This is a genomic window from Pseudomonas sp. B21-010 (assembly GCF_024749325.1).
Lineage (GTDB): Bacteria > Pseudomonadota > Gammaproteobacteria > Pseudomonadales > Pseudomonadaceae > Aquipseudomonas > Aquipseudomonas kilonensis.
The window spans coordinates 1,024,140-1,049,197 of the sequence record NZ_CP087198.1 but is presented as its reverse complement, the minus strand read 5'-3'; the positions used below and the strand labels follow the sequence as shown (position 1 = coordinate 1,049,197).

At 61.4% G+C, this 25,058-nt stretch carries 18 protein-coding genes; 15 read left to right on the top strand and 3 right to left on the bottom strand.

The annotated features are described in order from the left end of the window. Positions 1 to 177: 177 nt before the first annotated feature. From LOY50_RS04395 to LOY50_RS04360, 8 genes are all read left to right on the top strand, one after another. Complete coding sequence (locus tag LOY50_RS04395) at positions 178 to 1,803, top strand: ABC transporter substrate-binding protein (protein ID WP_214511235.1); 1,626 nt, start codon at positions 178 to 180, stop codon at positions 1,801 to 1,803. A gap of 302 nt (positions 1,804 to 2,105) precedes the next feature. After that, a complete protein-coding gene (locus tag LOY50_RS04390; RefSeq protein ID WP_214511234.1) occupies positions 2,106 to 3,707 on the top strand; it encodes an ABC transporter substrate-binding protein in 1,602 nt (533 codons plus the stop codon). Positions 3,708 to 3,880: 173 nt separating this feature from the next. After that, a complete protein-coding gene (locus LOY50_RS04385; protein WP_214511233.1) occupies positions 3,881 to 5,296 on the top strand; it encodes an OprD family porin in 1,416 nt (471 codons plus the stop codon). 75 nt (positions 5,297 to 5,371) lie between these two features. Beyond that, the gene (locus tag LOY50_RS04380; RefSeq protein WP_258690371.1) at positions 5,372 to 6,967 is read left to right on the top strand and encodes an ABC transporter substrate-binding protein; all 1,596 of its coding nucleotides are present in this window, start codon (positions 5,372 to 5,374) and stop codon (positions 6,965 to 6,967) included. 74 nt (positions 6,968 to 7,041) lie between these two features. After that, entirely contained in the window at positions 7,042 to 8,052 is a 1,011-nt protein-coding gene (locus LOY50_RS04375; RefSeq protein ID WP_109753517.1) for an ABC transporter permease subunit, read from the top strand. Between the two features lie 10 nt (positions 8,053 to 8,062). Continuing rightward, positions 8,063 to 8,974, top strand: a complete 912-nt coding sequence (locus LOY50_RS04370; protein WP_214511231.1) for an ABC transporter permease subunit — start codon at positions 8,063 to 8,065, stop codon at positions 8,972 to 8,974. A gap of 10 nt (positions 8,975 to 8,984) precedes the next feature. Further along, positions 8,985 to 9,953 carry an ABC transporter ATP-binding protein gene (locus LOY50_RS04365; RefSeq protein ID WP_258690370.1) on the top strand — a complete coding sequence of 323 codons (969 nt, stop codon included), beginning with the start codon at positions 8,985 to 8,987 and terminating at the stop codon, positions 9,951 to 9,953. Further along, positions 9,953 to 10,933 (top strand): peptide ABC transporter ATP-binding protein, encoded by a 981-nt coding sequence (locus tag LOY50_RS04360; RefSeq protein WP_253471598.1) that lies wholly within the window; start codon positions 9,953 to 9,955, stop codon positions 10,931 to 10,933. Before LOY50_RS04365 ends, LOY50_RS04360 begins: the two co-directional genes overlap by 1 nt. A 166-nt stretch (positions 10,934 to 11,099) precedes the next feature. Here LOY50_RS04360 and LOY50_RS04355 read toward each other — a convergent pair whose 3' ends face one another. Continuing rightward, the gene (locus tag LOY50_RS04355) at positions 11,100 to 11,357 is read right to left on the bottom strand and encodes a hypothetical protein (protein WP_253471596.1); all 258 of its coding nucleotides are present in this window, start codon (positions 11,355 to 11,357) and stop codon (positions 11,100 to 11,102) included. A 916-nt stretch (positions 11,358 to 12,273) separates the two neighbouring features. Between LOY50_RS04355 and LOY50_RS04350 the strand changes: the two genes are divergently transcribed. Further along, positions 12,274 to 12,633, top strand: a complete 360-nt coding sequence (locus tag LOY50_RS04350; protein WP_207963287.1) for a DUF6124 family protein — start codon at positions 12,274 to 12,276, stop codon at positions 12,631 to 12,633. A 207-nt stretch (positions 12,634 to 12,840) separates the two neighbouring features. Here the strand turns inward: LOY50_RS04350 and LOY50_RS04345 are convergent, their stop codons facing one another. Beyond that, complete coding sequence (locus LOY50_RS04345; RefSeq protein WP_253471594.1) at positions 12,841 to 14,424, bottom strand: peptide chain release factor 3; 1,584 nt, start codon at positions 14,422 to 14,424, stop codon at positions 12,841 to 12,843. A gap of 332 nt (positions 14,425 to 14,756) precedes the next feature. On the opposite strand from LOY50_RS04345, the gene LOY50_RS04340 reads away from it, so the two are divergent. The 6 genes from LOY50_RS04340 to LOY50_RS04315 all read left to right on the top strand — a co-directional run bounded on the left by LOY50_RS04340 (position 14,757) and on the right by LOY50_RS04315 (position 23,220). Then, positions 14,757 to 15,473 carry an ABC transporter permease gene (locus LOY50_RS04340; protein ID WP_258690369.1) on the top strand — a complete coding sequence of 239 codons (717 nt, stop codon included), beginning with the start codon at positions 14,757 to 14,759 and terminating at the stop codon, positions 15,471 to 15,473. A gap of 25 nt (positions 15,474 to 15,498) precedes the next feature. Continuing rightward, the gene (locus tag LOY50_RS04335) at positions 15,499 to 16,401 is read left to right on the top strand and encodes a glycine betaine ABC transporter substrate-binding protein (protein WP_253471589.1); all 903 of its coding nucleotides are present in this window, start codon (positions 15,499 to 15,501) and stop codon (positions 16,399 to 16,401) included. Positions 16,402 to 16,416: 15 nt separating this feature from the next. Continuing rightward, on the top strand, positions 16,417 to 17,070 hold the full coding sequence (locus tag LOY50_RS04330; protein ID WP_024616353.1) for an ABC transporter permease: 654 nt from the start codon (positions 16,417 to 16,419) through the stop codon (positions 17,068 to 17,070). Next, positions 17,067 to 18,224 (top strand): betaine/proline/choline family ABC transporter ATP-binding protein, encoded by a 1,158-nt coding sequence (locus LOY50_RS04325; RefSeq protein ID WP_258690368.1) that lies wholly within the window; start codon positions 17,067 to 17,069, stop codon positions 18,222 to 18,224. The genes LOY50_RS04330 and LOY50_RS04325 overlap by 4 nt, the downstream gene beginning before the upstream one ends. 485 nt (positions 18,225 to 18,709) lie before the next feature. Further along, complete coding sequence (locus tag LOY50_RS04320; RefSeq protein ID WP_018611340.1) at positions 18,710 to 19,873, top strand: type III PLP-dependent enzyme; 1,164 nt, start codon at positions 18,710 to 18,712, stop codon at positions 19,871 to 19,873. 821 nt (positions 19,874 to 20,694) lie between these two features. Then, positions 20,695 to 23,220, top strand: a complete 2,526-nt coding sequence (locus LOY50_RS04315; protein ID WP_258691205.1) for a sulfite reductase flavoprotein subunit alpha — start codon at positions 20,695 to 20,697, stop codon at positions 23,218 to 23,220. A 153-nt stretch (positions 23,221 to 23,373) separates the two neighbouring features. Here the strand turns inward: LOY50_RS04315 and LOY50_RS04310 are convergent, their stop codons facing one another. Next, positions 23,374 to 24,915, bottom strand: coding sequence for an alkaline phosphatase (locus LOY50_RS04310; RefSeq protein ID WP_258690367.1), 1,542 nt, complete (start codon positions 24,913 to 24,915; stop codon positions 23,374 to 23,376). Positions 24,916 to 25,058 lie beyond the last annotated feature (143 nt).

Here is a 25,058-nt window from a genome sequence, read left to right as displayed (position 1 = left end):
AACGATCAAATGCGCCGGAAGTTACACAGATGCGACATTAAGGTACGTTCGTGCCACTGTTTCGGACTTGTGACCGTTCTGGATCTTGCATTGGGTATGGGGCCTGCATAAGTATCGGCAGGACGACTCACGAGGTCGCCCTCAAATCAAAAAATGACAACAAATCATGAGGCCAACATGCTTAAACAAGCGGTCATTCCGTTTTTAGTCGGCGCGAGCTTATTAGCCAGCGCACCTTTCGCCCAAGCCGCGACTAACCTGGTGTTCTGCTCCGAAGGGAGCCCGGCCGGTTTTGACCCTGGTCAGTACACCACCGGAACCGACTTCGACGCCTCTGCAGAGACCATGTTCAACCGCCTGACCCAGTTCGAACGTGGCGGCACCGCCGTGATTCCTGGCCTGGCGACCAAGTGGGATATTTCCGAAGACGGCCTGACCTACACCTTCCATCTGCGAGAAGGCGTCAAGTTCCATACCACCCCGTACTTCAAGCCGACCCGCGAATTCAACGCCGACGACGTGCTGTTCACCTTCAATCGCATGATCAGCAAGGATGACCCGTTCCGTAAGGCCTACCCGACCGAGTTCCCGTACTTCACCGACATGGGGATGGACACCAACATCACCAAGATCGATAAAGTCGACGACCACACTGTCAAGTTCACCCTCAAGGATGTCGACGCCGCGTTCATCCAGAACATGGCCATGAGCTTCGCCTCGATCCAGTCCGCCGAATACGCCGCCCAGTTGCTCAAGGAAGGCAAGGCCCCGGACATCAACCAGAAGCCAGTCGGCACCGGCCCGTTCGTGTTCAAGAGCTACCAGAAAGACTCCAACATCCGCTACACCGGGAACAAGGACTACTGGAAGCCTGACGACGTGAAGATCGACAACCTGATCTTCGCCATCACCACCGACCCGTCGGTGCGCATGCAGAAACTCAAGAAAAACGAATGCCAGATCACCCTCTTCCCACGCCCGGCCGACCTCAAGGCCCTGAAGGAAGATAAAACGCTGAAGATGCCTGACCAGGCGGGTTTCAACCTGGGCTACATCGCCTATAACGTGATGGACAAGATCAAGGGCAGCAACGAGCCGAACGTGCTGGCCAACCTGAAAGTCCGCCAGGCGCTGGACATGGCGGTCAACAAGCCGCAGATCATCGATTCGGTCTACCAGGGCGCCGGCCAGTTGGCCGTCAACGCCATGCCGCCGACCCAATGGTCCTACGACACCACCATCAAGGACGCCAAGTACGACCCTGAGAAAGCCAAGGAGCTGCTCAAGGAAGCCGGCGTCAAGGAAGGCACCAACATCACCCTGTGGGCGATGCCGGTCCAGCGTCCGTACAACCCGAATGCCAAGCTGATGGCCGAGATGCTGCAGTCCGACTGGAAGAAAATCGGCCTGAACGTCAACATCGTCAGCTACGAATGGGGCGAGTACATCAAGCGTTCCAAAGGTGGCGAGAACCAGGCGATGATCATCGGCTGGAGCGGTGACAACGGTGACCCGGACAACTGGCTCAACGTGCTGTTCGGCTGCGACTCGCTGGCCGGCAACAACTTCTCCAAGTGGTGCGACAAGAAATTCGACGATCTGGTCAAGCAAGCCAAGCGCACCTCCGACCAGTCCAAACGCACCGAACTGTACAAACAGGCACAACACGTCCTCAAGGATGCCGTGCCAATGACACCTATCGCTCACTCGACGGTGTATCAACCCATGCGCGCCAACGTGCAGGATTTCAAGATCAGCCCATTTGGCTTGAACTCCTTCTACGGCGTCAGCGTCAGCAATTAAAGATAGGCAACGGCGACGTCTTCAACGTCGCCGTTGCTGTATCTGCCGAGACCAAGACTCAGGAAATCGCCTACATCCAAAAGCACTGCATACCACAGCAGTTGGTTTAGGACGTATCGCCTTTTCCCACAAGTCTTTCAGGCATTACGCATTTACCGCCTGGCCCACGACTCCTACCGTCGAGGCCTGGACGGCGTGCTGATCCTGCGGCATCGCGACGCAATGGAATGAGCTCAGTGCTCCGGGTCCCCGGAAGGACACCGGTTCACTGTTAAAACACCCAGAACGAGAGAGGGAGCGTCATGCGCCATACCTTGGTTTTATCCGCATTGCTGGGCACCGGCCTGCTGGCCGCGACCTCCGCAGCCCAGGCCGCTGGCGGCAGCCTGGTGTTCTGTTCAGAAGGCAGCCCTGCCGGTTTCGACACCGCGCAATACACCACGGCCACCGACAACGATGCCGCCGAGCCGCTGTACAACCGCCTGGCCGAGTTTGAAAAAGGCGCGACCAATGTCGTCCCCGGCCTGGCGACCAGCTGGGACATTTCCGAAGACGGCCTGAAGTACACGTTTCACCTGCGCGAAGGCGTGAAGTTTCATACCACCGACTACTTCACACCGACCCGGGATTTCAACGCCGACGACGTGCTGTTCACCTTCAACCGCATGCTTGATCCGCAGCATCCGTTCCGCAAGGCCTACCCCACCGAGTTCCCGTACTTCAACGGCATGAGCCTGAACAAGAACATCGCCAAGGTGGAAGCGACCGGGCCGTTGACCGTGGTCATGACCCTCAACAGCGTGGACGCCGCGTTCATCCAGAACATCGCCATGAGTTTTGCCGCGATCCTGTCGGCCGAGTACGCCGACCAGTTGCTCAAGAACGGCAAGCCGAGCGACATCAACCAGAAGCCGATCGGTACCGGGCCGTTCGAGTTCAAGAGCTACCAGAAAGATTCCAACATCCGCTACGTCGCCAACCAGCAGTACTGGGCGCCGGAACGGGTCAAGCTGAACAACCTGATCTTCTCCATCAACACCGACGCGTCGGTACGGGTGCAGAAGCTCAAGGCCAACGAATGCCAGGTCACCCTGCATCCGCGTCCGGCCGACGTACCAGCCTTGAAGAACGACCCCAAGTTGCAGTTGATCGAGAAGCCCGGTTTCAACCTGGGCTACATCGCCTATAACACCCGCCACAAGCCGTTCGACCAGGTCGAAGTGCGCCAGGCGCTGGACATGGCGGTGAACAAGCAAGGCATTCTCAATGCCGTGTACCAGGGCGCGGGGCAACTGGCGCAGAACGCCATGCCGCCGACCCAATGGTCCTACGACGACACCATCAAGGACGCGCCCTACAACCCGGAAAAAGCCAAGGAATTGCTCAAGGCCGCCGGGGTCAAGGAAGGCACCGAAATCACCCTCTGGGCCATGCCCGTGCAGCGCCCGTACAACCCCAACGCCAAGCTGATGGCCGAAATGCTCCAGGCCGACTGGGCCAAGATCGGCCTGAAAGTGAAGATCGTCAGCTATGAATGGGGCGAGTACATCAAGCGCACCAAGAACGGCGAGCACGACATCAGCCTGATCGGCTGGACCGGCGACAACGGGGACCCGGACAACTGGTTGGGCACGCTGTACAGCTGCGACGCCATTGGCGGCAACAACTACTCCATGTGGTGTGACCAGGACTACGACAAGCTGATCAAGCAGGCCAAGGTCGTCACCGACCGCGACCAGCGCACCGTGCTCTACAAACAGGCCCAGCAGTTGCTCAAGCAGCAAGTGCCGATCACCCCTGTTGCCCACTCGACGGTCAACCAGCCGCTGAGTGCCAAAGTCGAAGGGTTCAAAGTCAGCCCCTTCGGTCGCAACGTGTTCTCGGGCGTCAGCCTGAACCCATAACCGCTTAGCCACACAGCGAGGGCTTCCCCTGGAAGCCCTCACGCAGACGTCTTGCCTGAATTCGCCGATCAGGCGCCATGCAAACGTTTGCTAGCTGTGAATGAGTTGCAAAAACCAATAGCCGTATCACCTAAAAAGACCGGCATTAAAAAAGAAAGAAAGGAGCGTTACCCATGAAACTGAGCAGCACCGCGATACTGGCCCTGGCCATCAGCAGCATCACCGCCACGGCCTATGCAGAATCCCAGAGCCAGGCGGTCACCCCGGTGACCCTCAAGACCACCAGCGAGCAAAGCGAAGCCAAGGGCTTCATCGACGGCCAATCCATCAGTGGCAGCACGCGCAACTGGTACGCCAACGAGCAATTCAAGCGTGGCGCGAAACTCACCTATCGCAAGAACGGCGAAGCACGCGAGACCGACCGCCGGATCAACTGGCTGCAAGGCACCATCATCAAGTACAACTCGGGCTTCACCGAAGGCACCGTCGGCTTCAGCACCGAACTGGCCGCCTACAACGTCATCGCCCTGGACCAGGATCGCAAGGACCTGGCGTCCAACAATGGCGGTGCCCCGACCACCCGTCCTGGTGCCGGCAACAACCGTACCCTGACCCGCGAAGGCGGCGACGCCGTGGGCCAGTGGAGCAAACTGGGCCTGGCCAACGTCAAGGCCCGCGTTTCCAACACCACCCTGACTGCCGGCCGCCAGAACTTCAGCAGCCCGATGGTCGACGTCATCGGCAACCGTGCCCTGCCCTCCAGCTTCCAGGGCGTGAGCCTGCACAGCGAAGAGTTCGAAAACCTGGGTTTCGACATCGCCACCTTCGACCGCAACTCGCCACGTACCGAAGAGAGCCAGCGCAAATTCCGTTCCGAATACGGCGACAGCAGCGTTGAAACCGATCACGTCAACACGGCAGGCATCACCTACCAGCCTCTGGCCAGCCTGAAAACCAGCCTGTGGGCGACCCAGGCCGAAGACCTCTGGAACCAGTACTACTTCGGCGCCACCCATGAACTGGGCGACAGCTCGGTGCTGAGCCTGACCACCGGCCTGAACTACTACAAGACCGTGGATTCGGGCAAAAGCAAACTGGGCGAGATCGACAACGACACCTACTCCCTGTCGTTCGGCCTGACGCATCAGGCCCATAGCCTGACCTTCTCCTACCAGGAAGTGAACGGTAACGAGTACTTCGACTACCTGCACGAAACCAACGGCATCTACCTGGCCAACTCCCTGCTGTCGGACTTCAACGGCCCGAACGAGAAATCCTTCCAGATCGCCTACGGCCTGAACATGGCCGAATACGGCGTGCCGGGCCTGAAGTTCAACATCTACCAGGCTCGCGGCTGGGGCATCGACGGTACTCACTACAACAGCACCGGTTATAGCGATGTCCGCGCCATGGACGGTGAGCACCACTACGAATACGGCATCGGCGCGTCCTATGCCGTACAAAGCGGCCCACTGAAAGCCACCGCGGTCCGTGCGACCTACACCGCACACCGCGCCAGCGAAAACCAGGCCGACGGCAGCCTCAACGAGTTCCGCCTGGTCACCACCATTCCGTTCAACATTCTCTAAACTGCCACTGGGCGGTCGACTCACAAGGTCGCCCGTCCGGTCTTTTGCCATTTACCCGATTGCAGAGGATTGACGATGAACATGATCCCCCTACGCGCCGCCATCGCCGCTGCGCTGCTGAGTGTCGCCGTTGGCGCCACGGCCAAACCCCTGGTGGTTTGCACAGAAGCCAGCCCGGAAGGCTTCGACATGGTCCAATACACGACTGCAGTCACCGCCGACGCCGTGGCGGAAACCATTTTCAATCGCCTGGCCGATTTCAAGCCCGGCACCACCGAAGTGATTCCAGCCCTGGCCGAATCCTGGGACATCAGTGACGATGGCCTGACGTACACCTTCCACCTGCGCAAGGGCGTCAAGTTCCACACCACCGAATACTTCAAGCCGACCCGCGACATGAACGCCGACGACGTGGTCTGGAGCTTCCAGCGCCAGTTGGACCCGAACCACCCGTGGCACAAACTGTCGAGCGTGGGCTTCCCCTACTTTGAAAGCATGGGTTTCAAGGAACTGCTCAAGAGCGTCGAGAAAGTCGACGAACACACGGTCAAGTTCAGCCTGACCCGCCGCGAAGCGCCGTTCCTGGCCGACATCGCCATGGCCTTCTCCTCGATCTACCCCGCCGAATACGCTGACCAGTTGCTCAAGGCAGGCAAGGCCGGCGACCTCAACAGCAAGCCAGTCGGCACCGGCCCGTTCGTCTTCCAGCGCTACAACAAGGACGCCCAGGTTCGCTTCAAGGCCAACCCGGACTACTTCCGTGGCAAGCCGCCGGCCGATGCGCTGGTATTGGCCATCGCCACCGACAACAACGTGCGCATGCAGAAACTCAAGACCAACGAGTGCCAGATCGCGCTGTACCCCAAACCCGATGACATCCCCAGCATCAAGAAAGACCCGAACCTGAAGGTCGCCGAGCTGGATGCGATGACCGTTTCCTACACCGCCCTGAACACCAGCCACAAGTACATGAGCGACGTGCGGGTGCGCAAAGCCATCGACCTGGCCTTCGACAAGGAAGCCTACGTCAACGCACTGTTCGGCAAGGGCAACGCCACCGTAGCGGTCAACCCGTACCCACCGACACTGTTGGGCTTCAACCACGACCTGAAGAACCCGACCCGCGACCTGGACAAGGCACGCCAGTTGCTCAAGGAAGCCGGCGTGCCGGAAGGCACCGTGTTCACCCTGTTCACCCGCAACGGCGGCGGCCCGACCAACCCCAACCCGATGCTCGGCGCGCAGATGATGCAGGCGGACCTGGCCAAGGTCGGGATCAAGGTCGACATCCGCGTGATGGAATGGGGCGAAATGCTCAAGCGCGCGAAAAACGGCGAGCACGACATGGTCTCCGCCGGATGGGCGGGCGACAACGGCGACCCGGATAACTTCCTGACGCCTATGCTCAGTTGCGAGGCCGCCAAGAACGGCGAAAACTACGCGCGCTGGTGCAACGAGAAGTTCCAGGCGCTGATCGACCAGGCTCGCGCCACAGTGAACCCCGAGGAGCGCATCAAGCTCTATGAGCAGGCCCAGGTGATTTTCAACCAGGACCAACCCTGGATCAGCATGGCCCACACCCGCATGTTCACTGCAATGCGCAACAACGTAGAGGGCTACGTGATTAGCCCGCTCACCACCAACAACTTCGCCACCACCCAGGTGAAGTAGATAAGAAAACGCCCGGCAACCCTAACCCAGGGATTGCCGGGCACGCCTAACCGGCTGATGAGGTACACCTGAAGATGTTTAGTTTTATTGCCCGCCGACTGGGATTATTGATCCCCACGTTCTTCGGCATCACCTTGCTGACCTTCGCGTTGATTCGCATGATCCCCGGCGACCCCGTGGAAGTGATGATGGGCGAACGTCGGGTCGATCCCGAAATGCATGCACAGGCAATGGAACGCCTTGGCCTCAACAAACCGCTGTATGCCCAGTACCTGGACTACATCGGCAAACTGGCCCACGGCGACCTCGGCGAATCGCTGCGTACCCGTGAAAGCGTATGGACCGAGTTCAGTTCACTATTTCCCGCGACCCTGGAACTGTCCATGGCCGCGCTGTTGTTCGCCGGTATCCTGGGCCTGCTGGCCGGGGTGATCGCGGCACTCAAGCGAGGGTCCCTGTTCGACCATGGGGTGATGGGCGTCTCCCTGGCGGGGTATTCGATGCCGATCTTCTGGTGGGGCCTGATCCTGATCATGTTCTTCTCGGTGTCCCTGGGCTGGACGCCAGTGTCGGGACGGATCGACCTGCTCTACGACATCGAGCCGAGAACCGGCTTCATGCTGATCGACACGCTGCTGGCCGATGAGCCGGGTGCGTTCCTCGATGCGCTGCACCACCTGATCCTGCCGGCCATCGTGTTGGGCACCATTCCGCTGGCGGTGATCGCCCGCATGACCCGTTCTTCGATGCTCGAAGTACTGCGCGAAGACTACATCCGCACCGCCCGCGCCAAAGGCCTGTCGCCGTCGCGCGTGGTGTTCGTGCACGGCCTGCGCAACGCGCTGATCCCAGTGCTGACCGTGGTCGGCCTGCAGGTCGGCACACTGCTGGCCGGTGCGGTCCTGACCGAAACGATCTTCTCCTGGCCGGGCATCGGCAAGTGGCTGATCGAAGCCATCGGCGCCCGGGACTATCCCGTGGTGCAGAACGGCATCCTGTTAATCGCCTGCCTGGTGATTCTGGTCAACTTCGTCGTGGACATCCTCTACGGCTTTGCCAACCCACGCATTCGTCACCAGCGCTGAGATCAAAACCATGAGTACTCCAACTACCGCGGTAGCAGTCGATCAAAGCCTGCTGTACCCGTCCCCGTACAAAGAATTCTGGCACGCGTTTTCCCGCAACAAGGGCGCCGTGGCCGGGCTGCTGTTCATGATCCTGGTGGTGTTCTGCGCGCTCTTTGCGCCGTGGGTCGCGCCTCACGACCCGAGTGAGCAATACCGCGACTTCCTGCTGACGCCGCCGGCATGGCTTGAAGGCGGGCAGATCCAGTTCCTGCTGGGCACCGACGAGCTGGGCCGCGATTTGCTCTCGCGCCTGATCCAGGGTTCGCGCCTGTCGCTGCTGATCGGTTTGTCGTCGGTGGTGATGTCGCTGATCCCGGGCATCCTGCTGGGACTGTTCGCCGGGTTCTTCCCGCGTCTGCTCGGCCCGACCATCATGCGTTTGATGGACATCATGCTGGCCCTGCCTTCGCTGCTGCTGGCCGTGGCGATCGTCGCCATCCTCGGTCCAGGCCTGATCAACACCGTGATCGCCATCGCCATCGTCTCGCTGCCGTCCTACGTGCGCCTCACCCGTGCCGCCGTGATGGGCGAACTGAACCGCGACTACGTGACCGCCGCCCGCCTGGCCGGTGCCGGCCTGCCGCGCCTGATGTTCATCACCGTGCTGCCCAACTGCATGGCACCGCTGATCGTCCAGGCAACGCTGAGCTTTTCCTCGGCGATCCTCGACGCCGCCGCCCTGGGCTTCCTCGGCCTCGGCGTCCAGCCGCCGACCCCGGAGTGGGGCACCATGCTGGCTTCGGCCCGCGACTACATCGAACGCGCCTGGTGGGTCGTGAGCCTGCCTGGCTTGACCATTTTGCTCAGCGTGCTGGCAATCAACCTGATGGGCGACGGGCTGCGCGATGCGCTGGACCCGAAACTCAAGAATGCCGCCTGAGGAGATTCCCATGTCACTGCTAGAAATCAAGAATCTCAACGTCCGCTTCGGCGACGCCACCGCTGTGCCGGTGGTCGACGGCCTCGACCTGAACGTGGAAAAAGGCGAAGTCCTGGCCATCGTCGGCGAATCGGGCTCGGGTAAATCCGTGACCATGATGGCGCTGATGGGGCTGATCGAGCACCCCGGCATCGTCACCGCCGACGCGCTGAACTTCGACGGCAAGAACATGCTCAAGCTGAGCAACCGCCAGCGCCGGCAGATCGTCGGCAAAGACCTGGCGATGGTCTTCCAGGACCCGATGACCGCGCTCAACCCCAGTTACACCGTGGGCTTCCAGATCGAAGAAGTCCTGCGCCTGCACCTGAAGATGTCCGGCAAGGCCGCCCGCAAGCGCGCCATCGAATTGCTGGAAAAAGTCGAGATCCCCGGCGCGGCCAGTCGCATGGACGCCTACCCGCATCAACTGTCCGGCGGCATGAGCCAGCGTGTGGCGATTGCCATGGCGATTGCCGGCGAGCCGAAGCTGCTGATCGCCGACGAACCGACCACCGCCCTGGACGTGACCATCCAGGCGCAGATCATGGACCTGCTGCTGGCCCTGCAAAAAGAACAGGACATGGGCCTGGTGCTAATCACCCACGACCTTGCCGTGGTGGCTGAAACCGCCCAGCGCGTGTGCGTGATGTACGCCGGCCAGGCCGTGGAAGTCGGCCAGGTGCCCGAACTGTTCGACATTCCCGCCCACCCCTACAGCGAAGCGCTGCTGGCGGCGATTCCGGAGCACAGCATGGGCGCCGAGCGCTTGGCGACCTTGCCCGGCATCGTGCCCGGTCGCTACGACCGTCCAAAAGGTTGCCTGCTGTCGCCGCGCTGCCCGTACGTGCAGGACAACTGCCGTCAACAACGCCCGGCCCTCGATCCGAAATCCAACAGCCTCGCCCGCTGCTTCTACCCGTTGAACCAGGAGGTGGCGTGATGGCCGTCGTACTTACCGCCCGTGACCTGACCCGTCATTACGAAGTGTCCCGCGGCATGTTCAAGGGCCATGCGACCGTGCGCGCCCTCAACGGTGTGTCGTTCGAACTGGAAGCCGGCAAGACCCTGGCCGTAGTGGGCGAATCCGGCTGCGGCAAATCCACCCTCGCCCGGGCCCTGACACTGATCGAAGAGCCGTCCTCCGGCTCCCTGAAAATCGCCGGCCAGGAAGTGACCGGCGCCAACAAGGCCGAACGCAAGCAATTGCGCAAAGACGTGCAGATGGTCTTCCAGAGCCCGTACGCGTCCCTCAACCCACGGCAGAAAATCGGTGATCAACTGGCCGAGCCATTGCTCATCAACACAAACCTGTCGGCCACCGAGCGGCGGGAAAAAGTCCAGGCGATGATGAAGCAGGTGGGCCTGCGCCCCGAGCATTACCAGCGCTACCCGCACATGTTCTCCGGCGGCCAGCGCCAGCGCATCGCCCTGGCCCGCGCCATGATGCTGCAACCCAAGGTGCTGGTGGCGGACGAACCGACGTCAGCGCTGGACGTGTCGATCCAGGCCCAGGTGCTGAACCTGTTCATGGACCTGCAGCAGGAATTCAACACCGCCTACGTGTTCATTTCCCACAACCTGGCGGTGGTGCAGCACGTGGCCGACGACGTGATGGTGATGTACCTCGGCCGTCCGGTGGAAATGGGCCCCAACGAGTCCATCTACAGCCGCCCGCTGCACCCGTACACCCAGGCGCTGCTGTCGGCCACCCCGACCATCCACCCGGACCCGAACAAGCCGAAGATCAAGATCGTCGGCGAACTGCCCAACCCGCTCAACCCACCGTCCGGCTGCGCCTTCCACAAGCGCTGCCCGTACGCCACCGAGCGCTGCAAGACCGAAGAACCGGCGTTGCGGCCGCTTGATAACCGTCTGGTGGCGTGTCACTACGCCGAGCAGTTCCTCGACGGCGCGGCGTAAGGCATAAGGAAAAGGCAGATAGAGCACTTGTGGCGAGGGAGCTTGCTCCTGCTGGGCCGCGAAGCGGACCCAAAACAGCCTCCCCGGTGTATCAGCCTGACACATGAAAAAACCCTCCCCCGACCAGCTGTTTGATCGGGTAGGAGGGCTTTTCTTTCCAAGGGTCTTAAGTCTGGCTATCACCCTCTTCATTTTCATCTTCATCACCGTCCGGCGTATCGATTGGCGCGCCATCATCGTCCTCGCCATCATCCGGATCATCGGCGTCCGAATCGGACGCAGCAAGCATCAACTCACCCTGCGCCACCGAGCCACTCGATGCGTGCTGCTCGTGCTCATCGCATTCCGCCCACGCGGCGGTGGAGCCCAGGGACAGCATCACCAAGACCTTCAGCAAAAACATCATGCGTAGCAGCTTGTTCATAGCCAATTCCTTCTTTTCCGGATAAAGCCGGGGGCCTGACGGCGCTCAAGAAAATCTAGTTCTGAACAGGCCGGTTCACCAGATAGGACGCTCCAGAACCACCATAAATGCCACCGCTCGACAGATTGGTTTCGAATAAGCGTTATCTCCAAACCTGCTAACGCCAGGAACCCATGTGGGAGCAAGGCTTGCCCGCGATGGCGCCCGTACATTCAACACCCCAGCCATCGCGAGCAAGCTTTGCTCCCACAGAGGGATCTGTGCCGAACACAAGTTTCTTGCCCACTGAAGATCCAGTGTGGGAGCGAGCCTGCTCGCGATGACGGCGGCACATCCAACATCCAGGCAAGCAGACACGCCGCTATCGCGAGCAAGCTCGCTCCCACAGGGGATCTGTGCCGAACACAAGTTTCTTGCCCACTGAAGATCCAGTGTGGGAGCGAGCTTGCTCGCGAAGAGGCCGGTACATCCAGCATCCAGACAAGCTGACCCACCGCTATCGCGAGCAAGCTCGCTCCCACAGGTTGGGTCCGCATGATATTGGCGCTAACACCCGCCCTTCTTAAAGCCTTACAGACATATACCCAGTAACACGGAGCACTAGTCCTGAGGCTACATCGTCTTGCACCTTTACCTACAACTCAGCCAGAATCCGCCGGCTTGTGCGCCTTGAGGCCGGACTCTATGGTTACCGGGTCGCTGAAAATCAGCGGTCGGGTTTAGCGACCCGAACCATAGGCACATAAGCAACCATGCTGCATTGCGGGTCCAACCGCGATTACGTTATGGCGGCTGTATGTAGGAGACCTTCGGGTCTGCCGGGTGCCTATGTCCGGTTCGCTAACCTGCGTGCAGTCGCCACCACTCTGTTTAGCGACAGGTCTTGGCGACGCCCATTCCTCATAGGAGCGTCATCATGTTCAAAGCCACACCCAATCCCCCAGAATCAGACCCCACCTCTTCCTACTCAAGCCTCGATCCGGAAAAGTTCCACGAAGCCACTGAGCGGGCGCTCGATTATTATTTGAAGCCGGAACAGGCCAAAGCCAAGAAAGAGCCGCGAGCAGCTCAGCTCTTGACCGTCGTGGAGGGGATTGATAGCGAAAGCCTGCTCGCCAACCTCAGCGAAAACCTGGCCTCCGCCAACGCCATGATCAGCGACTTGGCATTCGACCTTGAAGGCTCTCGCCGGCATGTTGCGATGGGGATCCTGCAAGTGATTGAGGTCAGTGAGCTGCTGGCGAATCGGGCGCTGGATATCGCCGATCCGCGTTAGCAACGTGCCCCAGGCAAGCTGACTTGCCGCCATCGCGAGCAGGCTCGCTCCCACAGAGAATCTGTGCCGAACACAAATTTTCTGTTCTCTGAAGATCCAGTGTGGGAGCGAGCTTGCTCGCGATGACGGTGGCACATCCAACATCGACGCAAGCTGACCCACCGCTTCGCGAGCAAGCTCGCTCCCACAATGGGTCACGCTTGATGCTTAGTGATGCTCACGCGTCGCGCGGAATTTCACGTCCGGCCAGCGCTCTTCCATCAGCGCCAGGTTGACTCGGGTCGGGGCCAGGTAGGTCAGGTGACCGCCGCCATCGAGCGCGAGGTTTTCCACGGCTTTGTTGGAGAATTCCTCGAGTTTCTTCTTGTCGTCGCATTCGATCCAACGAGCGGAGTACACGGTGATCGGCTCGTAGGAGCACTCGACCTTGTATTCCTCTTTCAAGCGGCTGGCGACGACGTCGAACTGCAGCACACCGACCGCACCGAGGATGATGTCGTTGCTGCGGGTCGGGAAGAACACCTGGGTGGCGCCTTCTTCGGCCAGTTGCTGGAGGCCCTGGCGCAGTTGCTTGGACTTGAGCGGGTCCTTCAGGCGCACGCGGCGGAACAGTTCCGGGGCGAAGTGCGGGATGCCGGTAAAGCCCAGGGCTTCGCCTTCGGTGAAGGTGTCGCCGATCTGGATGGTGCCGTGGTTATGCAGGCCGATGATGTCGCCAGCAAAGGCTTCTTCCAGTTGCTCGCGTTCCGAGGAGAAGAAGGTCAAGGCGTCGCCGATGCGCACGTCCTTGCCGGTGCGCACATGGCGCATCTTCATGCCTTTTTCGTATTTGCCGGAACAGATGCGCATGAAGGCGATGCGGTCGCGGTGCTTGGGGTCCATGTTCGCCTGGATCTTGAACACGAAACCCGAGAACTTCTCTTCCACCGGTTCCACGGTGCGCTCGTTGGCGACACGGGCCAGCGGGCGCGGGGCCCAATCGACCACGGCGTCGAGCACATGGTCCACGCCGAAGTTGCCCAGGGCGGTACCGAAGAACACCGGGGTCAGTTGGCCGTCGAGGAACTCCTGCTGGTTGAACTCATGGCAGGCGCCCTGCACCAGTTCCAACTGGTCGACGAAACGATCGTACTCGTCGCCCAGGTGCGCGCGAGCCTCGTCGGAATCGAGCTTCTCGATGATCTTGACGTCGGTGCGCTCGTGCCCGTGACCGGCGGTGTAGACGATGATGTAGTCGTCGGCCAGGTGGTACACGCCCTTGAAGTCGCGGTAGCAACCGATCGGCCAGGTGATCGGCGCGGCCTTGATCTTCAGGACCGCTTCGATTTCGTCGAGCAGTTCGATCGGGTCGCGGATGTCGCGGTCGAGTTTGTTGATGAAGCTGACAATCGGTGTGTCCCGCAGGCGGCAGACGTCCATCAGCGCGATGGTCCGTGGCTCGACGCCTTTACCGCCGTCGAGGACCATCAGCGCCGAGTCCACTGCCGTCAGGGTGCGGTAGGTGTCTTCGGAGAAGTCTTCGTGGCCCGGGGTGTCGAGCAGGTTGACCATGTGATCGCGATACGGAAACTGCATGACCGACGTGGTAATGGAAATACCCCGTTGCTTTTCCATTTCCATCCAGTCGGAGGTGGCATGGCGGTCGGATTTGCGAGATTTCACCGTGCCGGCGACCGCAATCGCCTTGCCCATCAGCAAGAGCTTCTCGGTGATGGTGGTCTTACCGGCATCGGGGTGGGAAATAATGGCGAAAGTGCGGCGTTTCGCGACTTCGGCGGCCTGTTTGGTCATGGGAAATCGCCTGGCAGGTGATTCAAAAAAGGGCGGCGATTATAGCTCAACTTGTGCCAGGAACCGAACCGTTGAGCACATCCAGGGTGGCCAGATCTTCCCTGGCATGGGAACCTTTTGCCGCGTGGAGGCGTCCACCCCCCTGTTACGGCTATTCGTCAGGGGCTGAAAAATCAGCAAGTTAGCCTGACGAGGCTGCGCTCATGGCTCGATTTACCTGCCGTTTTGCCGGTATGGAAAAGAGCTGCTTCTCGCGAACGTTTTCCCGGCAACCAGTGATGGTTTGCCGCCCGGGAACGCGTGCGCCGACTGAAAGACAAAGGAGTCCGCCTGTGGCTATCCGCTATGGCAAAGGGCTTATCGGGGGTGCGGTCGTCGTCGCGCTCCTGGCCCTGTTGGTCCACTGGATCGGCATCGATACGATCCAACGCTACCACGACGATCTGCTGTTCTACCTGCAAGCGCACCTGCTGCTTGTCCTGGCCTCCATGCTGGCGGCCCTGCTCGTGGGCATCCCTGCCGGCATCGCCCTCAGCCGCCCCGGCCTGGTCGGGCGCGCCGAACGCTTCATGCAAGTGTTCAACATCGGCAACACCGTGCCGCCCCTGGCCGTGCTGGCCATCGCCCTGGGCATCCTGGGCATCGGCAGCGGTCCCGCCATCTTCGCCCTGTTCCTCGCCTCGCTGCTGCCCATCGTGCGCAACACCTATGAAGGCCTGAAAAACGTCCAGGGTTCCCTCAAGGAAGCCGCCATCGGCATCGGCATGACCCCGCGCCAGGTGCTGTGGAAAGTCGAGTTGCCCAACGCCGTGCCGATCATCGTCGGTGGCGTGCGCGTGGCCCTGGCGATCAACGTCGGCACCGCGCCGCTGGCTTTCCTGATCGGCGCCAACAGCCTCGGCAGCCTGATCTTCCCCGGCATCGCCTTGAACAACCAGCCGCAGCTGTTGCTCGGCGCGGCCTGCACCGCCCTGCTGGCGCTGCTGCTCGACGGCCTGGTGACACTGGCCAGCCGCCTCTGGCTGGAACGCGGTCTGCGACCGTCATAAGCCGGCTGGATAAAGGAAATCGTTTATGAAGAAGTTGAGCTTGATACTGGGCTGCGTCCTGCTGTTCGCAGGATTCGCCCAAGCCGCTGAAAAACCGCTGATCCGCCTCGGCGCCCGGGTGTTCACCGAACAGACGCTGCTGGCGGAAATCACCGCGCAATACCTGCGCAGCAAGGGCTACGACGCGCAGATCACCGGCGGCCTGGGCAGCAACCTGGCCCGCAGCGCCCATGAAACCGGGCAACTGGACATGCTCTGGGAATACACCGGCGTGTCGCTGGTGGCCTACAACCACGTCACGGAAAAACTCGACAGCGCCCAGTCCTACGCCCGGGTGAAAGAACTCGACGCGAAAAAAGGCCTGGTCTGGCTGACACCGTCGAAATTCAGCAACACCTACGCCCTGGCCCTGCCGGAAAAAATCGCCCGCCAGTACCCGCAGATCAACAGCATCAGCCAGTTGAACACGGTGCTGCAGGCCGAAGCCGATGACAATCATCTGGTGGCCCTGGACACCGAGTTCGCCAACCGCTCCGACGGCCTGGCGGGCATGGTCGAGCAGTACGGCATGAACCTGACCCGCAAGAACATCCGGCAGATGGACGCGGGCCTGGTCTACACCGCCCTGCGCAACGGCCAGGTATTCGCCGGCCTGGTGTACACCACCGACGGCCGGTTGAACGCGTTCAAGCTGAAGTTGCTGGAAGACGATAAGCATTACTTCCCCGACTACACCGCCGCGCCGGTGGTGCGCCAGGCGTACCTCGACGCGCACCCGCAACTGGCCGCGCAACTCAAGCCCCTGGCCGAGCTGTTCGACGATGAAACCATGCGCCAGCTCAACGCCCGCGTGGACGTCAACCACGAAAGCCCTTCCACCGTTGCCGCCGATTTCCTGCGCCAGCATTCGCTGCTCTCAACCCAATGACCTGGAGGAAAAGCCATGGATTTTCTTGACGCCTTTTCCCATCTGGACTGGCCGCTGGTACTGCACCTGACCTGGCAGCACATCACCCTGGTGGGCATCGCCGTGACCCTGGCAATTGTTGTCGGTGTGCCGCTGGGCATCTTCATGACCCGCTTCCCGACGCTCGCCGGCCCATTGCAGGCCAGCGCCACGGTGCTGCTGACGATTCCGTCGATTGCGCTGTTCGGCCTGCTGTTGCCGTTCTATTCCAAGTTCGGCCAAGGCCTGGGCCCGATGCCGGCGATCACCGCGGTGTTTCTCTATTCGCTGTTGCCGATCATGCGCAACACCTACCTGGCCTTGACCGGCGTCGAACCGGGCATCCGTGAGGCCGCCCGTGGCATTGGCATGACCTTCGGCCAGCGCCTGCGCATGGTCGAACTGCCCATCGCCGTGCCGGTGATCCTGGCCGGCGTGCGCACCGCCGTGGTCATGAACATCGGCGTCATGACCATCGCCGCCACCATCGGCGCCGGTGGCCTGGGCGTGCTCATCCTCGCTTCCATCAGCCGCAGCGACATGTCGATGCTGATCGTCGGCGCCGTGCTGGTCAGCCTCCTGGCCATCTTCGCCGACCTGCTTCTGCAATGGCTGCAACGCTCGCTGACCCCAAAAGGATTACTGAAATGATCGAACTTCAAAACCTCAGCAAAACCTTCAAGAGCAACGGCAAGGACGTCAAGGCCGTGGACTCGGTGAACCTGACCGTCAACGAAGGCGAGATCTGCGTGTTCCTCGGGCCGTCGGGCTGCGGCAAAAGCACCACGCTGAAGATGATCAATCGCCTGATCCCGCCGACCTCGGGCAAGGTGTTGATCAACGGCGAGGACACCACCGGCCTGGACGAAGTGACCCTGCGCCGCAACATCGGCTATGTGATCCAGCAGATCGGCCTGTTCCCGAACATGACCATCGAGGAAAACATCACCGTCGTCCCGCGCCTGCTCGGCTGGGACAAACAGAAATGCCACGACCGCGCCCGCGAGCTGATGAGCATGATCAAGCTCGAACCCAAGCAGTACCTGCATCGCTACCCCCGTGAACTGTCCGGTGGCCAACAGCAACGGATCGGCGTGATCCGGGCCCTGGCGGCCGATGCGCCGCTGCTGCTGATGGACGAACCCTTCGGCGCGGTGGACCCGATCAACCGCGAGATGATCCAGAACGAGTTCTTCGAGATGCAACGGGCGCTGAACAAGACCGTGATCATGGTCAGCCACGACATCGACGAAGCGATCAAGCTGGGGGACAAGATTGCGATCTTCCGCGCTGGCAAGCTGGTCCAGTGCGATCACCCGGACACGCTGCTGGCGCATCCGGCCGACGAGTTCGTCAGCAGCTTCGTCGGCCAGGACAGCACGCTCAAGCGCCTGCTGCTGGTCAAGGCCGAAGACGCGGCGGACAACGCTCCGTCGGTCAGCCCCGAGACGCCAGTGGGTGAGGCGCTGGAGTTGATGGACGAACATGACCGTCGCTACGTGGTGGTCACCTGTGCCGAGAACAAGGCCCTGGGGTATGTGCGCCGTCGCGACCTGCACCGCCAGACCGGCACCTGCGGCCAATACCTGCGCGAATTCAACGCCACCGCCGTCTACGACGAACACCTGCGGATCCTGCTGTCGCGCATGTACGAGTTCAACCGCTCGTGGCTGCCGGTGCTGGATGCCGAACGGGTGTTCCTCGGCGAAGTGACCCAGGAATCGATTGCCGAGTACCTGAGCTCCGGACGTTCGCGCGGGGGCAAGACCAGCATTGTCTCGCCGGCCGAGACTGCGTTGGCCTGATCGGCCACGACTGCTTTTGTGGCGAGGGAGCTTGCTCCCGCTTGAGTGCGAAGCGCTCATCGCTTTTTTGGGGCCGCTGCGCGACCCAGCGGGAGCAAGCTCCCTCGCCACAAAGGCAAAAGCCATATTGAGCAAGGTCGAATACCAATCCAAGGGAACATCAATCTGTCACGCAGGTCGGTTACATCATGAGCTGTCGCGGGCCGCACGACGGATGTGTGCAAAAACGCGACATTTTTAGTTGATCTCAGGCCCCTCACGCCCTAAAGTTCGCGCCGAACGTCCATGCTGGAAACGATCCATCCGGCTCAAGTACTGACGACGAGACAGCAAGGCCAAGGGAATCACGCATCCCGTGGCCTTTTTGCTTTCGGCGACATGCCTTGGGAAGTAGGCGAACCAAAGTGGGGATACGGAGGACGTTCACGAGGGCTGCTTGCCCTCACACCCATTGATCCTGATGTTTGCCAGTAGGAGTCCCAAGTATGTCGATCCAGGTCGAAGATTATTTCGCGCGCGAAACCTTCCAGAAAATGAAAGCGTTCGCCGACAAGCAGGAAACCCCGTTCGTGGTGATCGACACCGCGATGATCTCCAAGGCCTATGACGACCTGCGCGCCGGTTTCGAATTCGCCAAGGTCTACTACGCCGTCAAGGCCAACCCGGCGGTGGAAATCATCGACCTGCTCAAGGATAAAGGCTCGAACTTCGACATCGCCTCGATCTATGAGCTGGATAAGGTCATGAGCCGTGGCGTCGGCCCGGACCAGATCAGCTACGGCAACACCATCAAGAAATCCCGCGACATTCGCTACTTCTACGAGAAGGGCGTGCGCCTGTATGCCACCGACTCCGAAGCCGACCTGCGCAACATCGCCAAGGCCGCGCCGGGCTCGAAAGTCTATGTACGGATCCTCACCGAAGGCTCGACCACCGCTGACTGGCCGTTGTCGCGCAAGTTCGGCTGCCAGACCGACATGGCCATGGACCTGCTGATCCTGGCCCGCGACCTGGGCCTGGTGCCGTACGGCATTTCGTTCCACGTCGGCTCGCAACAGCGCGACATCAGCGTCTGGGACGCGGCCATCGCCAAGGTCAAGGTGATCTTCGAGCGTCTGAAGGAAGAAGACGGCATCGTCCTGAAGCTGATCAACATGGGTGGCGGCTTCCCGGCCAACTACATCACCCGCACCAACAGCCTGGAAACCTACGCCGAGGAAATCATCCGCTTCCTCAAGGAAGACTTCGGCGACGACCTGCCGGAAATCATCCTGGAGCCGGGCCGTTCGTTGATCGCCAACGCCGGTATCCTGGTCAGCGAAGTGGTGCTGGTGGCGCGCAAGTCCCGTACCGCCGTCGAGCGTTGGGTGTACACGGATGTGGGCAAGTTCTCCGGCCTGATCGAAACCATGGACGAAGCCATCAAGTTTCCGATCTGGACCGAGAAGAAAGGCGAGATGGAAGAAGTGGTCATCGCCGGGCCTACCTGTGACAGCGCTGACATCATGTATGAAAACTACAAGTACGGGTTGCCGTTGAATCTGGCCATTGGGGATCGCCTGTATTGGCTGTCGACCGGGGCCTATACCACTAGCTATAGCGCGGTGGAATTCAATGGCTTTCCGCCGCTGAAATCGTTTTACGTGTGATGTGTTTGGGGCTTGAACCCTATAGTTCTCGCCCTGTCGCGTAAGGTTGTTCAGTTAAAAAACGGTGCTTCTTTCAGAAATGGGAAGCGCCGTTTTTTTTGGATGGGTTGGTGTGTATATCCGTTGCTGCGGTAACGGCCGCAGGCGGTTCCGCTCTTACAGCGGCTCACTTTTGAGAAGCGCAAAAGTAAGCAAAACGCTGTATGCCCCACCACTCGGCACCTCGCCTAGGCTCGGTGTGCCTGAACGAAGGCATTGCTCCGTGGGCCGCCGCGAAGGGCCATCCATGGCCCAGCGCGGCTAACCCGGCATCCATGCCGGGTTGCCCACTCCACAATGCCTCCGTTCAGCCAGCGTGGTTAACGGGGCGCCCGAGATCAACGTCCACCGCGAGGCGGCCTAGTAGCCGACCTGGTTCTTCTGGTCGTACACCCATCAGATATGTTTGAGCTGGGCCTGTGGGAGCAAAGCTTGCTCGCGATAGCGGTGTCCCAGTCGATGAAGATGTTGGATGTGCCGACCCCTTCGCGAGCAAGCTCGCTCCCACTGGGGGGCCCTGGATGCACACAAATATTGTGTCTACTGAAGATCCAATGTGGGAGCGAGCTTGCTCGCGATAGCGGTGTCCCAGTCAATGAAGATGTTGGATGTGCCGGCCTCTTCGCGAGCAAGCTCGCTCCCACAGGATTTCGTCGCCGGGGGCGGGCAAAAGGTCCGCTCATGCAAATGATCGAGGCTTTTGGGTGTGTTTATGAATGCTTCTCGATAACACACGGCATAATGCACGCCGTGATGAACAGTAAATGAACAAGGCGAGCGACGTGTTGAAGAAAACCCTGTTCCAGTTGCACTGGTTTTTCGGCATCAGTGCCGGGCTGGTCCTGGCGTTGATGGGCGTTACCGGGGCGGTGGTGTCGTTCCAGGATGAAATCCTGCGGGCCTTGAACCCGCAGGTGCTGATGGTCGAGAAGCAGCCGGCCGGCGTCCTGCCGCCTGCCGAGCTGGTGGAACAGATCGAAGCCACCTCCGGCAAGACCGTCGCCATGCTCTGGGTCGAGACCGACAGCGGCAACGCCGCGCGGGTGATCTTTGCGGCGCCGCCTGGGGAAAAACGTGGCGCCATGCGCTATTTCAACCCTTACAACGCGCAGTTCATGGGCGATGTGACGGGCCAGGACTTCTTCGGCTTTATGCTCAGGTTGCACCGCGTCCTGACCCTGGATGATGTCGGTCGGCAAATCACCGGTGCCTGCACGCTGATCCTGGTGTTTTTCTGCCTATCCGGGCTGTACCTGCGCTGGCCGCGCCAATGGAAAAGCTGGCGCGCCTGGCTGACCCTCGACTGGGGGAAAAAAGGTCGGAGCTTCAATTGGGACCTGCACTCGGTGGCGGGCACCTGGTGCCTGGCGTTCTATCTGCTGGCGGCCCTGACGGGGCTGACCTGGTCCTACGAGTGGTACAACAAAGGCGTGACCCGCCTGCTCTCCGATTCGCCGAAAGAGGAACGAGTGCGCAATCGCGGCACGGCGCCGAGCGGCCCACTGCCCGCGGCCGATTACCGGGCCATGTGGAGCAGCATCTACAGCGCCGCCGGGCCGGGGCTGTCGGCCTATAACGTGCGCATGCCGCCCGTGGCCGGGCAACCGGCGACCGTGTTCTACCTGCTGAAAAACTCGCCGCACGACCGGGCGCTGAACCAGCTCACCCTCGACCCGGCCACCGGCGTCATCAGCCGGCACAGCCGCTACAGCGACAAGAGCCTCAAGGCGCAGTTGCTGACCAGTGTCTATGCCCTGCACGTCGGCAGTTACTTCGGCCTGGTCGGACGGATCCTGATGACCGTCGCCGCGCTGACCATGCCGCTGTTCTTCATCACCGGCTGGTTGCTGTACCTGGATCGCCGCCGCAAGAAGCGCCACGTCAGAAACGCCCGCCAGGCCCTCATCGCCAACCCGGGCAATGCGCCGGCCTGGCTGATCGGCTTCGCCAGCCAAAGCGGTTTCGCCGAGCGACTGGCCTGGCAGACCGCCGGCCAACTCCAGGCCGCCGGCTTGCCCGTGAAGGTCCAGCCACTGGCCGGTGTGCGTGAGCAGGACCTGAATGACGCCACCCATGCGCTGTTTGTCGTCAGCACCTTTGGCGACGGCGAAGGGCCGGACAGTGCCCGCGGTTTCGAACGCAAGGTGCTGGGCCAGGCCCTGAGCCTGGAACGCCTGCAGTATTCGGTGCTGGGCCTGGGCGACCGGCAATATGAACACTTCTGCGGCTTCGCCCGGCGCCTGCACGCCTGGCTGGCGGAACACGGCGGCAAGACCCTGTTCGCGCCGGTGGAAGTGGACAGCGGCGACCCTTACGCCCTGCGTCACTGGCAACAACAATTGGCGGAGCTGACCGGCCAAGCCCCGTTGGACACTTGGCAGGCGCCAAGCTTCGAAAACTGGAGCCTCAGCCAGCGCACCCTGCTCAACCCCGACAGCAGCGGCTCGGGCGTATACCTGCTGGGCTTCACCGCCCCCGGCCCGAGCAGTTGGCTGGCCGGTGACCTGGTGGAAATCCTGCCGCGCAATGACCTGTTGGCCATCGAGCATTTCCTCGACGGGCTCGGCCTCTCCGGGCATGCGCGCGTGCAGGTCGATGGCCTGTCCCAGAGCCTCGACCAGGCCCTGGCGAACCGCCAACTCCCGGAAAACCGCGCCCATCTGGTCGGCCTGCATGCCCAGGCACTGGTGGATGCCCTGGCACCGCTGGCGATACGCGAGTACTCCATCGCCTCGATCCCGGCCGACGGCGTGCTGGAACTGATCGTGCGCCAGGAACGTCACGCCGACGGCAGCCTGGGCGTCGGCTCCGGCTGGCTGACCGAACACGCCCCACTGGGCAGCGCCGTCAGCCTGCGGCTGCGCCGCAACAGCAGCTTCCACCTGCCGGCCCAGGGTGTGCCGATGATCCTGCTGGGCAACGGCACTGGCCTGGCCGGCCTGCGCAGCCTGCTCAAGGCACGCGTCACCGAGGGCATGCAGCGCAACTGGCTGCTGTTTGGCGAGCGCAACCGCGAACACGATTTCCACTGCCGCGATGAGCTGCAGGAATGGGTGACCTCAGGCGACCTGGAACGCCTGGACCTAGCCTTCTCCCGGGATCAGGAGCAGAAAGTCTACGTCCAGGACCGCCTGCTGGAATCGGCCGCGCTGCTCAAGCAATGGCTGGCCGACGGCGCGGTGATCTACGTCTGCGGCAGCTTGCAGGGCATGGCATCCGGGGTGGATCACGTGCTCAACAACGTGCTGGGACGCGAGGAAGTGGAGCGGCTGATCGAGCAGGGGCGGTATCGGCGGGATGTCTACTGACAGACACCCATTTTAAGTACCCCTTGTGGGAGCAAAGCTTGCTCGCGATAGCGGACTTTCAGTCAGCCATTTATTGACAGATGTACCGTGATCGCGAGCAAGCTTTGCTCCCACAGAGGCTTTTCCCACAGAGGTTCCTGGCGCGACTGACAGTCAAACCGGCTGCAACTTCTTCTCGAACACCGCCACGCCTTCCAGGTCCCGCAACACCACGCTCATCTCCCCGCTTGGCCCGTCGATGTTCACCTCGCCAAAGAACTGATACCCGGCAAACGGCGAGGTGTTCTGGGCCGGCGGGGCTTTCTGGAACACCACTTCGGGGCCGAAGGTCTTGTCCAGGGCATTGGGCCCGAAGCTGCCGGCGTTCAATGGCCCGGCGACGAACTCCCAGAACGGTTCGAAATCCTGGAACGCGGCGTGTTCGGGGTGGTAATGATGGGCGGCGCAATAGTGGACGTCGGCGGTGAGCCAGACGTAGTTGCGCACCTGATGCTTGCGCAGGTACCCAAGCAGTTCGGCGATCTCCACTTCACGCCCCTGGGCCGCGCCCGGGTCACCGTTGGCGACCGCTTCCCAGCGCGGCACGCCGGGGCACACTTCGCCATCCGGCACACCCAGGCCAATGGGCATGTCGGCGGCGATGACTTTCCATTGGGCACGGGACTGCTTCAATTCGCGCTTGAGCCAATTCAACTGCTCACGCCCCAGGAACGGTTTGGCCGCGCCGAGGTTGGCGTCGTTGGCTTCGCGGTAGCTGCGCATATCCAGCACGAACACATCCAGCAGCGGCCCGTAACCGAGCTTGCGGTAGATCCGCCCGCCGCCGTCGGCCTTTTGCAGGCGCATCGGCGCGTATTCCAGCCAGGCCTGTCGCGCACGCCCCACGAGGCTGTGGATATCCTTGGTCTGGTAGCGCTCGTCCAGTTGCTTGCCCGGCGACCAGTTGTTGACCACCTCATGGTCGTCCCACTGCCAGATCTGCGGCACTTCGGCGTTGAAGCGACGGACGTTTTCATCCATCAGGTTGTAGCGATAGTTGCCGCGATACTCATCCAGGGTCTCGGCAACCTTGCTCTTGGCTTCGGTGGTGAGGTTGCGCCAGACCCGTCCACCCTCGGCTGTGATTTGCGCCGGCACCGGGCCGTCGGCGTAGATGGTGTCGCCGCTGTGGATAAAAAAGTCCGGCAGGCGCAGGCGCATGGCTTCGTAGATGCGCATGCCGCCGATGTCCGGGTTGATGCCGAAACCCTGGCCGACGGTGTCGCCACTCCAGACAAACCGGATGTTGCGCTTGAACTGCGGCACGCTGCGCAGGTGGCCGAGCCAGGGTTCGCTGGCAACCCCGCTCTGGGCGTCTTCGAAATGCACCCGGTAGAAAATTGCTTGGTCGGGCGGCAGCCCGGTGAGTTCGACCCGGGCAGTGAAATCACTGCGGGCGTCGGCCATGGGCGAGACGAAGCGGCGCGGATTGCTGAATTGGCTGCGGGTGTCCCACTCCACCACCATCCGCGCCGGACGGTCGCTGCGGCTCCAGATCATCGCCCGGTCGCCCTGCAAGTCGCCGGACTGCACACCGTCGGTGAGCACCGGCCGATCCTTGACCGAAGCCATCACCGCCGGCGCCAGCCCCGGCAACAACAACCCCGCCCCCACGGCTTGCATCACACGGCGGCGGCCCAGGTCGAATTCGCTCATGGTGTTCTCCCTTGAAATGGGAAAACTTAAGCATGGCTCTGTGAAGTGGGTGTGACAGAAATTTTATGTCCCCCCCCCAAAAAACCACTGTGGGAGCGAGCTTGCTCGCGATGGCAGGGTGTCAGGCAACCTATTTGTCGACT